Consider the following 14344-nt stretch of genomic DNA (forward strand, 5'->3'; position numbering starts at 1 on the left):
GGCATCAAACCGAGAATTCCTCCACGGTTCAGCGATGACCGTTGAGCAGACATCCCCATCCCTCCAGGAGACAAACCGTGAAATTCCGCCTCGCTTCCGTCCTCACCGCCGCGCTCATGAGCGCCGGCATGGCGCACGCCGCCACCGAACTCGTGATCGCGACCGTGAACAACGGCCACATGATCGAGATGCAGAAACTCGGCAAGAACTTCGAAGCCGCCAACCCCGACATCAAGCTCAAGTGGGTGACGCTGGAAGAAGGCGTGTTGCGCCAGCGCGTGACGACCGACATCGCCACCAAGGGCGGCCAGTTCGACATCATGACCATCGGCATGTACGAGGCGCCGATCTGGGGCAAGAAGGGCTGGCTGACCGAGCTCAAGACCGATGCCGCCTACGATGTGGACGACCTGCTGCCCGCCGTGCGCGGCGGCCTCACCGTCGGTGGCAAGCTCTACGCCGCCCCGTTCTACGGCGAGTCCTCGATGCTGATGTACCGCAAAGACCTGGCCGACAAGGCCGGCGTGCAGGTGCCCGACCGCCCGACCTGGCCGCAGATCGCCGATCTGGCCAAGAAGATCCACAACCCCAAGGACGGCGTCTACGGCATCTGCCTGCGCGGCAAGCCGGGCTGGGGCGACAACATGGCCTTTCTGACCACGCTGGTCAACACGCACGGCGGCCAGTGGTTCGACATGAGCTGGAAGCCGCAGCTCGACAGCAAGCCCTGGAAAGACGCGATCACCTTCTACGTGGACCTGCTGAAGAACTACGGCCCGCCCGGGTCGAGCGCCAACAGCTTCAACGAGATCCTGGCGCTGACCAACTCGGGCAAGTGCGGCATGTGGATCGACGCCACCATCGCTGCCTCGTTCGTGAGCGACCCCAAGCAGTCGAAGGTGGCCGACCAGATGGCGTTTGCCCAGGCCCCCACCGCCGTGACGCCCAAGGGCGCCAACTGGCTGTGGTCGTGGAACCTGGCGATCCCCGCCGGTTCGAAGAAGGTCGATGCGGCACAGAAGTTCGTGAGCTGGGCCACCAGCAAGGACTACGTGCAGCTCGTCGCCAAGACCAACGGCTGGGCCAATGTGCCGACCGGCACCCGCAAGAGCACCTACGCCAGCGCCGACTTTCAGAAGGCCGCCCGCTTCGCTTCGGCTGAGCTCAAGGCCATCGAGTCGGCCAACCCGAACGACTCGACCCTGCCGAAGAGCCCGTATGTGGGCGTGCAGTTCGCGGCGATCCCCGAGTTCCAAGCCATCGGCATCGCGGTGGGTCAGCAGATGAGCGCCGCGCTCGCCGGCAAGAGCTCGGTGGACGACGCACTGAAGGCCAGCCAGACCGCCGCCGAGCGGGAGATGAAGAAGGCCGGCTACTACAAATAAGCATTCATTCGGCTACTGCGCGACCCGATCTCGCACCTGTGATGCTCGCCGTACGAGAGTACGGCTGCGCTTCTCGGTGCGACCTCGGCCCGCTCGCTACGCCGCCTGAACGCTTATTCGGCGCCAGTGTTTTCAATGCTGGCGCCCGCCTCCCGGGTTTGCTCCATCACCCCGTCCAGAGACACCCCCATGAACCGCCTGATCCCGCGCCTGCTGCTCACGCCGGCCATCGCCACGCTCTTCCTCTGGATGATCGTGCCGCTGGTGATGACCATCTACTTCAGCGTCATCCGCTACAACCTGATGCAGCCCGACCAGACCGGCTTCATCGGACTGGAAAACTTCGAGTACTTCGTCACCGACGCCTCCTTCGGCACGGCGGTGATGAACACCCTGCTGCTGCTCGGCAGCGTGATCCTGATCACCGTGATCCTCGGCACGGCCATCGCACTGCTGATCAACGAGCCCTTTGCCGGACGCGGCCTGGTGCGCGTGCTGCTGATCTCGCCCTTCTTCGTCATGCCCACGGTCAACGCGCTGATGTGGAAGAACATGATGATGAACCCCATCTACGGCGTGCTGGCGCAGGTGTGGATCTTCTTCGGCATGGAGCCCGTGGACTGGCTGACCGACCTGCCGCTGTTCTCCGTGATCATCATGGTCTCGTGGCAATGGCTGCCGTTTGCCACCCTGATCTTCATGACGGCGCTGCAGAGCATGAACCGCGAGCAGCTCGAAGCTGCGCGCATGGACGGCGCCACCTACTGGCAGCAGCTGCGCTACCTCTACATCCCGCACCTGGGCCGCTCTGTCGCGGTGGTGGTGATGATCGAGATGATCTTCTTGCTCAGCGTGTTCGCCGAGATCTACACCACCACCGGCGGTGGCCCGGGCGACGCCAGCACCAACGTCGCCTTCCTGATCTTCAAGCACGCGCTGCTGAACTTTGACGCGGGTGTCGCTTCGGCCGGTGCGCTGTTCGCCGTGGTGCTGGCCAACATCGCGGCCATTTTTCTCATCCGCATGGTCGGCAAAAACCTCGACAAATAAGGTACACCACCATGGCACGCCAATCCACCTTCACCCCCGCGTACGCGGTGCGCACCGTCGCCGCCTGGGCTGTGGCCCTGCTGCTGTTTTTCCCGCTCGGCTGGCTGTTGCTGACCGCGTTCAAGACCGAGCTGCAGGCCATCGCCATCCCGCCCGAGCTGTTCTTCACGCCCACGCTGGAGAACTTCCACGAGGTGCAGGAGCGCAGCGATTATTTGCACTACGCCTGGAACTCGGTCGTCACCAGCGTGGTGTCCACCCTGCTCGGCCTGGCGATTGCCGCACCCGCGGCCTACGCCATGGCGTTCTTCAAGGGCAAACACGACAAGGACATCCTGATGTGGATGCTCTCCACCAAGATGATGCCGGCCGTGGGCGCGCTGGTGCCGATCTATGTGCTGGCGCAGAAGAGCTCGCTGCTCGACACCCAGCTCGGCCTGATCATCGTGTTCACGCTGTCCAACCTGCCCATCATGGTGTGGATGCTGTATTCCGGCTTCAAGGAAATCCCCAACGAGATCCTGGAGGCCGCGCGCATGGACGGTGCCACGCTCTGGCAGGAGGCCACCAAGGTGCTGCTGCCGCTCTCGCTCGGCGGCTTCGCCTCCACCGGCCTGCTGTGCCTGGTGCTGAGCTGGAACGAAGCCTTCTGGAGCCTGAACCTCAGCTCCGCGCAAGCCGGCACGCTCGCCACCCTGATCGCCAGCTACTCCAGCCCCGAAGGCCTGTTCTGGGCCAAGCTCTCCGCCGCCTCGCTGATGGCCATCGCCCCCATCGTGGTGTTCGGCTGGTTCAGCCAGAAACAACTCGTGCAGGGCTTGACCTTCGGCGCTGTGAAATGAGTACCCCCCGCATCGCCTTCGGCGCTACCCCCCAGGGGGCGCGACTCGCGGCCCGGCAAAGCCGGTTCCGCGGTCGCCCTGAACACAAACCCTTCGCTCGCAGTGCATCTGCGGCATCGAACATCTGAGGAGCATCTCCATGTCTTACCTGCAACTCAAAGGCATCGAAAAATTCTTCGGTGAACACCGTGCCATCAAGGGCATCGATCTGGACATCCAGCCGGGCGAGTTCGTCGTCTTCGTCGGGCCTTCGGGCTGCGGCAAATCGACCCTGCTGCGGCTGATCGCCGGGCTGGAGCACATCGACGGCGGCACGCTCAGCCTGGAGGGTCGCGACATCACGCACCTGCCGTCGAGCAAGCGCGATCTCGCCATGGTGTTCCAGAGCTACGCGCTCTACCCGCACATGAGCGTGTACGAGAACATGTGTTTCGCGCTCAAGCTCGCCAAGGTGGACCCGAAGATCATCGAAGAGAAGGTGCAGAACGCCGCGCGCATCCTGAACCTCACGCCGTACCTGCAGCGCACACCCAAGGAGCTCTCGGGCGGCCAGCGCCAGCGCGTCGCCATCGGCCGCGCCATCGTGCGCGCACCCAAGGTGTTCCTGTTCGACGAACCCTTGTCGAACCTTGACGCCGCGCTGCGCGGCCAGACCCGCGTGGAGATCGCCAAGCTGCACCGCGACCTCGGCGCCACCACCATCTACGTGACGCACGACCAGGTCGAGGCCATGACCCTGGCCGACCGCGTGGTGGTGCTGCGCGACGGACTGATCGAACAGGTCGGAACGCCGCTGGAGCTGTACGACAAACCGGCCAACCAGTTCGTGGCGCAGTTCATCGGCACGCCGCAGATGAACGTGTCGCCGCTGCAGCAGATGCCCGCGCTGATCCAGCAGCAGGCGCCGGCCGGCGCCGTGGGCGGCTCCATCGGCCTGCGCCCGGAAAGCGTGGCGGTGCGCGCCGCCGAGCAGGGTGCCGTGCGTGGGCAGGTGGAACTGGTGGAAGCGCTGGGCGCGGAAACCCTGATCTATGTGAGCACCGGCGATGGCGCGCAGCTCGTGGCGCGCCAGAGCGAACGCACGGCCCTTCACGCGGGCGACCCGGTCACGCTCGACATCGACACCCGCCACGCCCACTGGTTCGACAACAGCGGTCGCGTGGTCAGCCATGCCGCCTGAGCCCATGAGCCCCACACACCCATTGAGCGGGCAGGTGGCCGCCGTCACGGGCGCGGCATCGGGCATCGGCTTTGCCAGCGCCCAGGCCATGGCGGCGGCCGGCGCGCGGGTCGTGCTGATCGACCGCGACGCCCGGGCCCTGGCGAGGGCCTGCGAAGCGCTGGGCGACGCTGCCCTGCCGCTGGTGCTGGACCTGCTGGACCCCTCGCAGTGCGCTGCCCTTCCCGAGCGTGTCCTCGCCCTGGGCGGGCGGATCGATGTGTTCCACGCCAACGCCGGCCTGTACGTGGGCGGCGACCTGGTGGACGCCAGCGACGACGCCATCGACCGCATGCTCCACCTGAACATCAACGTGGTCATGAAGAACGTGCGCGGCGTGCTGCCGCACATGATCCAACGAGGCTCGGGCGACATCATCGTCACCAGCTCGCTGGCCGCCCATTTCCCCACGCCGTGGGAGCCGGTCTACGCCTCCAGCAAGTGGGCCATCAACTGCTTCGTGCAGACCGTGCGCCGGCAGGTGTTCAAGCACGGCATCCGCGTGGGCGCCATCTCGCCCGGCCCGGTGATCACCTCGCTGCTGGCCGACTGGCCGGCCGAGAAGCTGGCCGAAGCCAAGGCCAGCGGCAGCCTGATCGAGGCCTCGGAAGTGGCCGACGTGGTGCTGTTCATGCTCACCCGCCCGCGCGGCATGACGATCCGCGACGTCGTGATGATGCCCACGAATTTTGATCTCTGATCCTGTCTTTCATCACACACCATGAACACCATCCTGCACCTGGGCCTGGGCTCGTTTCACCGCGCCCACCAGGCCGTCTATGTGCACCAGCTGCGCGAGCTCGGTGACACCCGCTGGGCCATCGCCGGCGGCAACCTGCGCCCCGACATGCTCGACACCATCGCCGCGCTGCAGGCGCAGGGCGGCGCCTACACGCTGGAGACCGTGACGCCGCAGGGCGAGCGCCGATACACGCGCATCACGTCCATCGAGCGCGTGCTGTCGTACCAGGACGACCTGGCCCCGCTGGTGGCGGTGGCCACCGATCCGGCCACCCGCATCATCAGCTTCACCGTCACCGAAGCCGGCTATTACCTCGACGCCCGGAACCGCCTGGACTGGGCCACGTACCCCGACCTGCGCGCCGATCTGGCGGCCGTGAAAAGCGGACAGGCCGGCCACACGATCTACGGCGGCCTCGTCACCCTGCTGCGCGCGCGCATGAACGCCAACGCTGGCCCGGTGACGCTGATGAACTGCGACAACCTGCGCCACAACGGCGACCGCTCACGCGGCGGCCTGCTGCAGTTCATCGAGGCACTCGGCGACACCGCCCTGCTCACCTGGGTGAACGTCTACACCAGCAGCCCCAACGCCATGGTGGACCGCATCACGCCCCGTCCCACGCCCGACGTGGCACAGCGCGTGAAAGCCGCCACCGGCCAGGACGACCCGGCCGCCCTCATGGGCGAGAGCTTCATCCAGTGGGTGATCGAGGACAACTTCATCAACGGCCGCCCCGAGTGGGACAAGGTCGGCGTGGAAATGGTGCAGTCGGTGCAGGCCCATGAGGAGGCCAAGATCCGCCTGCTCAACGCCACCCACAGCTGCATCGCCTGGGCCGGCACGTTGGCGGGCTTCCAGTACATCCACGAGGGCACGCACGATGCCGCCATCCGGAAGATGGCGCACGACTATGTGACCGACGACGCGATCCCGGTTTTGCAGCCCTGCCCGATCAACATGGAGGCCTACCGCGACGTGGTGCTTGACCGCTTCGGCAACCCCGCCATCGCCGACACCAACCAGCGCGTGGCCATGGACGGTTTCGCCAAGATCCCCGGCATGATCGCGCCGACCATCCGCGACCGGCTGGCCCGCGGGGGCACCATCCACAGCGTGGCCATGCTGCCCGCCCTGTTCCTGGCCTACCTGCAGCGCTGGCACGCCGGCCAGATTCCCTACACCTACCAGGACCAGGCCATGGACCCGGCCGCGGCCCACGCCATCTGCGACGCCGCCGACCCGGTGGCCGCGTTCGCGGCCGACACCACGCTATGGGGCGAGCTGGCCAGCGACCCGCGACTGGTGAGCGCCCTGCGCGACGCCCATGGCCGCGTGCAGGCCTTCATGAAAGACCACGGCCCTTGACGCTGGGCACTGTCGGTGCCAAGGTCACGCCACCAGCCCGCCGCCCCCCAACCCACCATGCACGCCAAGCTCAACACCGCCCCCCGCCAGCTCAAGCCCGAGCTGGAGCGCGACTTCAGCCGCTCGCCCGATCTGGGCTACGAGTCGCCGGCCGACGTGGGCTTCGTGCGCTGCCTGGAACACGGCTACCCCACCCCGCTGGCGCGCTGGCACTGCCACGACGAGTACGAGCTGCACCTGATCACCGCCACCAGCGGCAAGGTGTTCGTGGGCGACTGGATCGGCCCCTTCCAGCCCGGGCATCTGGTGCTCACCGGCCCGCGCCTGCCGCACAACTGGGTCACGATGGACCTGCCCGAGGGCGGTGTGCCCCAGCGCGATCTGGTGATCCAGTTCTCACACGAGCCACTGGTGCGCGCCAGCGACACCATCCCCGAGCTGGCCGAGGTGCTGCCGCTGCTGGAGCGCGCCAAGAACGGCATCGAGTTCTTCGGCATGTCCGAATTGGCCGCCGCCCACTGGCACAAGGTCAAGGGCTCGCGCGGCCTCAAGCGCTTCACCGCCTTCTGCGACTTCATGAGCGACCTCGCCGCCTGCAACGACTACCGGCTGCTTTCGGCCGTGCAGCTGCAGAGCACCAACGACGACGCCTCGCTCGACCAGATCGACGCCGTGGTCAACCGCATCACCGACCACCTGGCCGACGAACACTCCGCCGCCGCGCTCGCCGCCGAGCTGGGCATGAGCGAGAGCAAATTCAGCCGCTTCTTCCGCAAGGCCACCGGCAACACCTTCACCGATTTCGTCAACCGCGTGCGCATCAGCCGCGCCTGCCAGCTGCTGATGGACAGCGACCAGCAGGTGACCCACATCTGTTACGAGGTGGGCTTCAACAACGTCGCCAACTTCAACCGACGCTTCCTCGAGATCAAGGGCATGACACCCACCGAGTTCCGCAAGCAGAGCCTCACGCGCTTCAAGGGATCAGCCTGAGCGGTCTGCACCGCTCGGCCACGGCGGACACGCCTGGCCCTGGGCACGGTCCAGGTACGGCATCAGGGTCGGACCCATCGAGGTCAGGATCTGCACCGGCAGGCCGGAGGTGAAGCGGTACTTCGCGGCGTCCGGCCCCACGACATAGGCAGTGACGTTGCCGAAGTAGCGCGGCCCGAGGTGAAACACGAAGGTGGCCGTGCGGTTGAGCGCCAGCGTGGCCCGCCCGCGCACCACCACGCGGTTGTCGCCGGTGCCCGTCTTGCCGCCCGGTGACAGGTCTTCACCGCCCTGGGTCTTGAAACTGCCGGACAGGCGGCGCGCGGTGCCACGCTCCACCACCTCGGACAGGGCCTTGCGCAGCGCATGAGCCACTTCGGGCGCCATGACGCGCTCCCCCTCGACCGGTGTGCGCCCCAGCGCGGTGGCCCAGGGTGTGTCGCTGGCCAGGTGCACGCCGGTGATGTGCCGGCTGGGCAGGCGCACGCCATCGTTGACGATGATGCCCATGAGTTCGGCCAGGGCGGCGGGGCGGTCACCGGAGCTGCCCAGCGCGGTCGCCAGCGAGGGCACGAGGTGGCCAAAGGGATAGCCCAGCCGGGCCCAGCGGCTGTGGATGTCGAGAAAGGCCTCGACTTCCAGCAGGGTGTGGATGCGGGTGTCCTGCGCGCTCTTGACCTGGGTGCGGAACAGCCAGCCGTAGACGGCCTGCCGCTCTTCAGCGCTGTCCGTGAGCGCCTGCGCCAGGCTGGCGTCGGGGTGCTTGAGGCGGTAGGCCACCAGCCAGAGTTCAAGCGGGTGCACCCCGGCCACGTACCCCCGGTCGGGCAGGTCGAGCGCGCCTGGGGCGAAGCGGCTGTGCAGGCGCTCCACACGCGTCGCGTCGGGCGCCTTCTCGCCCAGGCGCTCGCGCAGGAAAGCGCCCAGCGCGTCGGCGCTGGCCTCGGGTTCGAGGTAGCGGAACACCGCGGCCAGCCGCTCGGGCGTGGGGCGCAACCCGTCGAGCAGCAGCTCGCGCAGTTCCGCGGGCTTGCGCTGGTCGGTCTTGCGCCAGAAGCGGCGCAGGAAGGTCTGGCCCTCGCGATCGGCAAAGCGGGCCAGGTAGGCGCTGCGGCGGGGGTCCTTGTCGTCTTCGAGCAGACGCGCGGTGCTGCCGGGCACCTGGTACATGGTGTGGCGCACCAATTCGCGCATCACGCGCACGAAAGGCAGGTTGATCGAGGCCTGCAAGGCCTCGCGCACGGTGGGCGAACGCTGATTGTCGTCGGCGTTGAAGTTGCTGAACGTGTGCAGGCCCCCGCCGGTGAAGAAGCGCTCGCCCGGGGCGGCCGAGAAGCGGCGTTCCAGGGACGCGTCGAGCATGGCCTCCAGGCTGCGGTCCTGGCTGCTGGTCAGGTGCTGCACGGCCCAGTGGGTGAGCGTGTCCTGCCGGTCGAAGGTGATGGTGCGCAGGGTCTTGGGGTCCTGCGGCGCCAGACGGGCGTGCAGCTCGGCAACCAGCTCCAGATAGGTCGCAAGCACGCGCAGCTTGGCGGTGGAGCCGAGCTCGAGCTTGCTGCCTTCGTTGATGTCCAGCGGCTGGTTGGTGGTGTCGGTCTGCACGCGCACCTGGTTGCCCTCCGGGGTGCGCTCCAGCAGGGTGAAGCTGTAGCGCACGGCGCCGAGTGAGGCGGGTTGCAGCAGGCGCTCGCCGATGAGCCCCTGTGATCGTGCGAACTCCGGGTCACCGAGGCGGCCGAGGTAGCGGCTGACGGCGTCCTGAAGGCCACCATGCAGGGTGGTGTCGGCGCGGGCATCCAGCCGGTCGAGGGTGTAGAGCGAGGTGCCGAGCCACCCCGCCAGGCGACCGCGCGCGGCGGCGCTGCCTTTGCCCGCACTGGCGGGCGCCCGTGGTGGCTGACGGACCATGTCGCGGAACACCAGCCGCTGCTGCAGCGCCGCGTCGCGCAGGCCCGCATTGACGAGGCCCTCGGCGGCGAGCAGGCGCAGGTAGGCGTCGGTCGTCTGGTCGAGGTCTTCGCGGCCCTGCGCGAGGTACCAGGACGGGCGCCGGTGGGCCACCATCAGGGCCACCACCTGGCGCAGCACCTGGGCCCGTTCGGCGGGGTCGGCGGCCAGGTCTCCACCGGGTGTCAGCAGCGCGCGGGCGCGCTCGAAGTCGGTCCCGAACCACACCCACAGGCCGTCGCCCAGCCCGTGCACTTCGCCGTGGCGCGGCGCGGCCGACAGCGGCACGGTGTTCAGGTAGTCCAGCAGGATCTGACGGCGCACCGGCAGCGTGTCGGCCCCTTGCTGGTAGGCGCGCACGGAGGCAGACGCCATCTGACGCAGCTTCTCACGGGCGCTGTGCGTGATGCCCTCGGGCGAGTGGCGGTATTTTTCGATCTGCGTGGCCAGGGTGCTGCCGCCGGGTGTGTCGAGTTCGGGGTCGATGCGGCGGCCGATCTGCCCGAGCACGGCGCGGGTGAAGCGCACCCAGTCCACCGCGGGGTTCATCTGCGGCCGGTCGGTGTCGAGCAGCTCGCGGTTCTCGATGAACAGCAAGGCCTGCGTCACCAGCGGGGGCACCTGCTCGAAGCGCTCGAAGGCCCGGTACGGGTAGCGGAAGCTGTAGACCGGCACGCGGCGGCAATCGAGCACGGTCAGCCCGGCCTGGGTTTTTTCGGTGTAGGGGGCGTTCAGCCCGCGCTCCAGATGGGCCAGCAGCGCCGGGCTCTGGCGCACCTGCTCGGTGATGGCAAAACCGCGGGGCTCCAGCCGGGCCACGAAGCCCGGGATGCCGGTGTAGCCCAGGCGCTGATCGAACGGGCCGTGCGCCGGGAAGCGCACTTGGTCAGTGGCGCCTGGCTCGGTCTGGTACGTCAGATCGGCGGCGTAGCGGGTCAGGGCCCGGGCCTGCAGTCGGGAGGTGTGCGCCTCATGCCCCAGCAGCCAGAGGCCACCCGCCACCAGCATGGCCAGCAACAGCAGACCGCCCGCGACCCAGCGACGGCTCAGGCGCCATCCACGTCCCGGCTGGGGGACGGGGGGACTGGAGACCGGCTCACCGCTCTCCTTCATGGGTTCTTCTGACATGGAGGGCTCCCTGTGCTGCACCGCAGCAATTGTGTGCCATCGGACGCAGAACCGGTGCGTCGAAGGCCATGATGGCACATTCGGTTACGCCGGGTTCACCTTCGGCACACCTGCCAACCGGATAATCCGGGTCCATGTCTTTGTGTTCATCGCGCCGCCTGCTCGTCAGCCTGGTGTTTGTTGCCCCCGCCCCGCTGCTGCTGACCACCACAGCGGTTCACGCGTCCACGTTCGACCTGCCGCCCATCGACAGGATCGTCCACTACCAGCCCAAGCTGCCGCTGCAGGTGTTCACGGCCGACAGCGTGGAGATCGCGCAGTTCGGCGCCGAACGGCGCGAGTACGTGCCGCTGTCGCGAACCCCCAAGCTGCTGCAGGACGCGGTGCTCGCCGTGGAAGACGCACGCTTCCGCGAGCATTCGGGCGTCGATCCCAAGGGCATGGCGCGCGCCGCGCTGGCCATGCTGACCGGCGGTCGCAAGCAAGGTGCGAGCACCATCACGCAGCAGCTGGTGCGCACCATGCTGCTCACCCGAGAACTCTCGGTGGAGCGAAAGGCCAAAGAGATCCTGCTGGCTTTCAAGGTCGAGGACGCGCTCAGCAAAGACCGCATCCTGGAGATCTACCTCAACGAAATCTTCCTGGGACAGCGCGCCTATGGCTTTGCCGCCGCGGCGCAAATCTACTTCGGCAAACCGATGAACCAGCTCAGCATCGCCGAAACGGCCATGCTCGCCGGCCTGCCGCAAAACCCCTACTACGCCAATCCGGTGGCCAACCTCGAGCGGGCCACGCAGCGCCAGCGCGTGGTGCTGCAGCGCATGCACGTGGTCGGCGTGATCAACGACGCCCAGCTGGCCGCCGCCCGCGCCGAAAAAATCACCCTGCGCACGCCGGGCCAGACCAGCGTGGACGCCGCCCACGTGGCGGAGATGGCGCGCCAGGCCGTGGTGGACCGCTTTGGCACCGAGGCCTATTCCAGTGGCATCAAGGTCTACACCTCGCTGCGCGCTGCTGAACAGCGCGCTGCCCACGCGGCGGTGCAACGCGGCGTGCTCGCGCAGGACCGGCGCAACCCCTGGCGCGGTCCCGAGGCGCAGGAAGACCTGCCCAACGGCAATGGGCCCGATATCGAGCGTGCGGCGGCCGAAATCCTGAAAGACCACCGCGACGACGACACCCTGCGCTCGGCCGTGGTGCTGTCGGCCAGCGCCAAGGCCGTGGATGCGCAACTGGCCACCGGCGAGCGCGTGCGCGTCACCGGCGAAGGCCTGCGTTGGGCGCAGGCGGGTCTGGGCCAGAAAGCCAAGGCGGCACTCAAGGTGCAGCGTGGTTCTGTGCTGCGCCTCGTGAAGAACGACAAGACCTGGGCCATCTCTCAGTGGCCCGATGCCGAGGCCGCGCTGGTGGCGCTTGATGCGCGCACCGGGCGCGTGCGCGCGCTGGTGGGTGGTTTTGACTTCACCCGACAGCCCTTCAACCACGTCACCCAGAGCTGGCGCCAGCCTGGCTCGGCCTTCAAACCCTTGCTGTACTCGGCGGCGCTGGAAGAGCGCGTGATGCCCGCCACGCTGGTGGACGACTCGCCCTTCACCGCGCCGAACGGCTGGAGCCCTGGCAACTCGAACGGTCAGAGCGGCGGACTCATTTCCGTGCGGCAGGCGCTGGCGCAATCGAGCAACCTGGTGAGCGTGCGCGTCTTGCAGCACACCGGCACCCAGCGCACCCGAGACTGGGCCGCCCGCTTCGGGCTCGACGCCGCCAAACAGCCCGACAACCTCACGATGGCGCTGGGCACGGGGCAGGTCACACCCATGCAGATGGCCCGCGCCTATGCCACCCTGGCCAACGGTGGCTGGCGCGTCGAGCCACTGCTGGTGGAGCGCATCACCGACGCCCAGGGCAAGGTGCTGTTCGAAGCACCGCCACCCGCGCCGCTGACCGAAGACAACCGTGCCATCCCCGCGCGCAACGCCTATGTGATGAGCAGCCTGCTGAACGACGTCACACGTGTGGGCACGGCAGCGCGCGCGCAGACCCGGCTCAAACGCAGCGACATCTACGGCAAGACCGGCACCACCAACGAAGTGTTCGACGCCTGGTTCACGGGCTACCACCCCAGCGTGGCGGCCGTGGTCTGGCTCGGCCACGACAAGCCGCGCAGCCTGGGTGACCACGAATCGGGCGGCCGCCTGGCACTCCCCATCTGGGCCGACTACATGGCCACCGCGCTCAAGGGCGTGCCGGTCAACCCGCAGGGCGAACCACCGCCAGGCCTGGTGCGCGTGAATGACGACTGGCTCTACAGCGAGTGGGCCAACGGCGGCGCCGTGGCCACCATCGGCGACACCGCCAACGCCGAATACGCCGGCCCGCCGACGCTGATCGACGCCATCCGCGAGTTCTTCAAGCCTTGAAGAGAAGCACCCCCGCAGCGCTTCGCGCTACCCCCTGAAGGGGGCGGCACTGGCCGTCCGGCAAAGCCGGCCCGGCGGTGCCCTGGCTGCGCCGCTTCATGCGTCGCGGTTCTCGCTCCGGCGCCATGAAAGACCGGTACCGATGAGCTCTTTCAGCGACCCACAAAAAAGCCGGCCATCGAGGCCGGCTTTTTTATTCGCGTCGAAAGCTCAGCCGGCGCAGATGCGCGCCTTGGCCTCGGCGTATTCGCGCTTGAAACGCGCCACCAGATCGGCCGCCGGCATCACCTCGCGGATCGCGCCGATGCCCTGGCCGCAACCCCAGATGTCTTTCCAGGCCTTGGCCGCGTTGGCGCCTTCTCCGGTGGAGAAGTTCATCTTGCTCGGGTCGCTCTCGGGCAAGTGATCCGGGTCCATGCCTGCATTTTTGATGCTGCCCTTGAGGTAGTTGCCGTGGATGCCGGTGTAGAAGTTGCTGTAGACGATGTCGTCCGAGTTGCTCTCGGTGATCATCTGTTTGTAGCCCTCCACCGCGCGCGCTTCTTCGGTGGCGATGAAGGCCGAGCCGATGTAGGCGAAGTCGGCGCCCATGGCCTGGGCGGCCAGGACGGCACCGCCCGAGGCGATGGAACCTGACAGCGCCACGGGGCCGTCGAACCACTCGCGGATCTCCTGCACCATGGCAAACGGGCTCTTCACGCTGGCGTGCCCGCCGGCACCGGCCGCCACGGGGATCAGGCCGTCGGCGCCCTTTTCAATCGCCTTGTGCGCGAACACGTTGTTGATCACGTCGTGCAGCACCACGCCGCCCCAGCTGTGCACCGCCTGGTTCACGTCTTCGCGCGCACCCAGGCTGGTGATGATGATCGGCACCTTGTACTTGGCGCACAAACCCATGTCGTGCTCCAGCCGGTCGTTGCTCTTGTGCACGATCTGGTTGATGGCGAAGGGCGCGGCCTTGTTGTCAGGGTTCGCAGCATCGTGCGCGGCCAGGGCTTCGGTGATCTCGGCCAACCAGTCTTCCAGCTGCGCGGCCGGGCGCGCGTTGAGCGCGGGCATGGAGCCCACCACGCCGGCCTTGCACTGGGCAATGACGAGCTGGGGGTTGCTGATGATGAACAGCGGCGAGCCGATCACCGGGAACTGGATGTTCTTCAGCACCGAGGGCAGGTAGCGTTGGCGGGTCGTCATGGTGTCTCCGTGGTGGATCAAAAAGCTGGCTGGATTCTGGGTCAGCCAGCCCGGGCGCCCTG

At 67.5% G+C, this 14344-nt stretch carries 10 protein-coding genes; 8 read left to right on the top strand and 2 right to left on the bottom strand.

Annotation, left to right across the window (positions count from 1 at the left end; translation table 11 throughout):
- Nucleotides 1-128: 128 nt before the first annotated feature.
- The 7 genes from IM738_RS12140 (at nt 129) to IM738_RS12170 (ending at nt 7599) form a co-directional block, all read left to right on the top strand.
- On the top strand, nt 129-1385 hold the full coding sequence (locus IM738_RS12140; protein ID WP_236966310.1) for an ABC transporter substrate-binding protein: 1257 nt from the start codon (nt 129-131) through the stop codon (nt 1383-1385).
- Between the two features lie 189 nt (nt 1386-1574).
- Entirely contained in the window at nt 1575-2435 is an 861-nt protein-coding gene (locus IM738_RS12145) for a carbohydrate ABC transporter permease (protein WP_236966109.1), read from the top strand.
- Nucleotides 2436-2446: 11 nt separating this feature from the next.
- Complete coding sequence (locus tag IM738_RS12150) at nt 2447-3277, top strand: carbohydrate ABC transporter permease (RefSeq protein ID WP_236966110.1); 831 nt, start codon at nt 2447-2449, stop codon at nt 3275-3277.
- A 139-nt stretch (nt 3278-3416) separates the two neighbouring features.
- Entirely contained in the window at nt 3417-4457 is a 1041-nt protein-coding gene (locus IM738_RS12155; RefSeq protein ID WP_236966111.1) for an ABC transporter ATP-binding protein, read from the top strand.
- 4 nt (nt 4458-4461) lie between these two features.
- The gene (locus IM738_RS12160; RefSeq protein WP_236966112.1) at nt 4462-5196 is read left to right on the top strand and encodes an SDR family oxidoreductase; all 735 of its coding nucleotides are present in this window, start codon (nt 4462-4464) and stop codon (nt 5194-5196) included.
- Between the two features lie 21 nt (nt 5197-5217).
- The gene (gene dalD / locus IM738_RS12165) at nt 5218-6606 is read left to right on the top strand and encodes a D-arabinitol 4-dehydrogenase (protein ID WP_236966113.1); all 1389 of its coding nucleotides are present in this window, start codon (nt 5218-5220) and stop codon (nt 6604-6606) included.
- A 57-nt stretch (nt 6607-6663) separates the two neighbouring features.
- On the top strand, nt 6664-7599 hold the full coding sequence (locus tag IM738_RS12170) for an AraC family transcriptional regulator (RefSeq protein WP_236966114.1): 936 nt from the start codon (nt 6664-6666) through the stop codon (nt 7597-7599).
- Here the strand turns inward: IM738_RS12170 and IM738_RS12175 are convergent.
- Nucleotides 7591-10674, bottom strand: a complete 3084-nt coding sequence (locus IM738_RS12175) for a transglycosylase domain-containing protein (RefSeq protein ID WP_236966115.1) — start codon at nt 10672-10674, stop codon at nt 7591-7593. The two genes, IM738_RS12170 and IM738_RS12175, sit on opposite strands and share 9 nt — an antisense overlap.
- Nucleotides 10675-10808: 134 nt before the next feature.
- On the opposite strand from IM738_RS12175, the gene IM738_RS12180 reads away from it, so the two are divergent.
- A complete protein-coding gene (locus IM738_RS12180) occupies nt 10809-13091 on the top strand; it encodes a penicillin-binding protein 1A (protein WP_236966116.1) in 2283 nt (760 codons plus the stop codon).
- A 210-nt stretch (nt 13092-13301) separates the two neighbouring features.
- On the opposite strand, the gene IM738_RS12185 is transcribed toward IM738_RS12180, so the two are convergent.
- Complete coding sequence (locus IM738_RS12185; protein WP_236966117.1) at nt 13302-14282, bottom strand: NAD(P)H-dependent flavin oxidoreductase; 981 nt, start codon at nt 14280-14282, stop codon at nt 13302-13304.
- Between the last annotated feature and the right edge of the window lie 62 nt (nt 14283-14344).

It is taken from the genome of Hydrogenophaga sp. SL48 (genome assembly GCF_021729865.1).
Taxonomy (GTDB): domain Bacteria; phylum Pseudomonadota; class Gammaproteobacteria; order Burkholderiales; family Burkholderiaceae_C; genus Hydrogenophaga.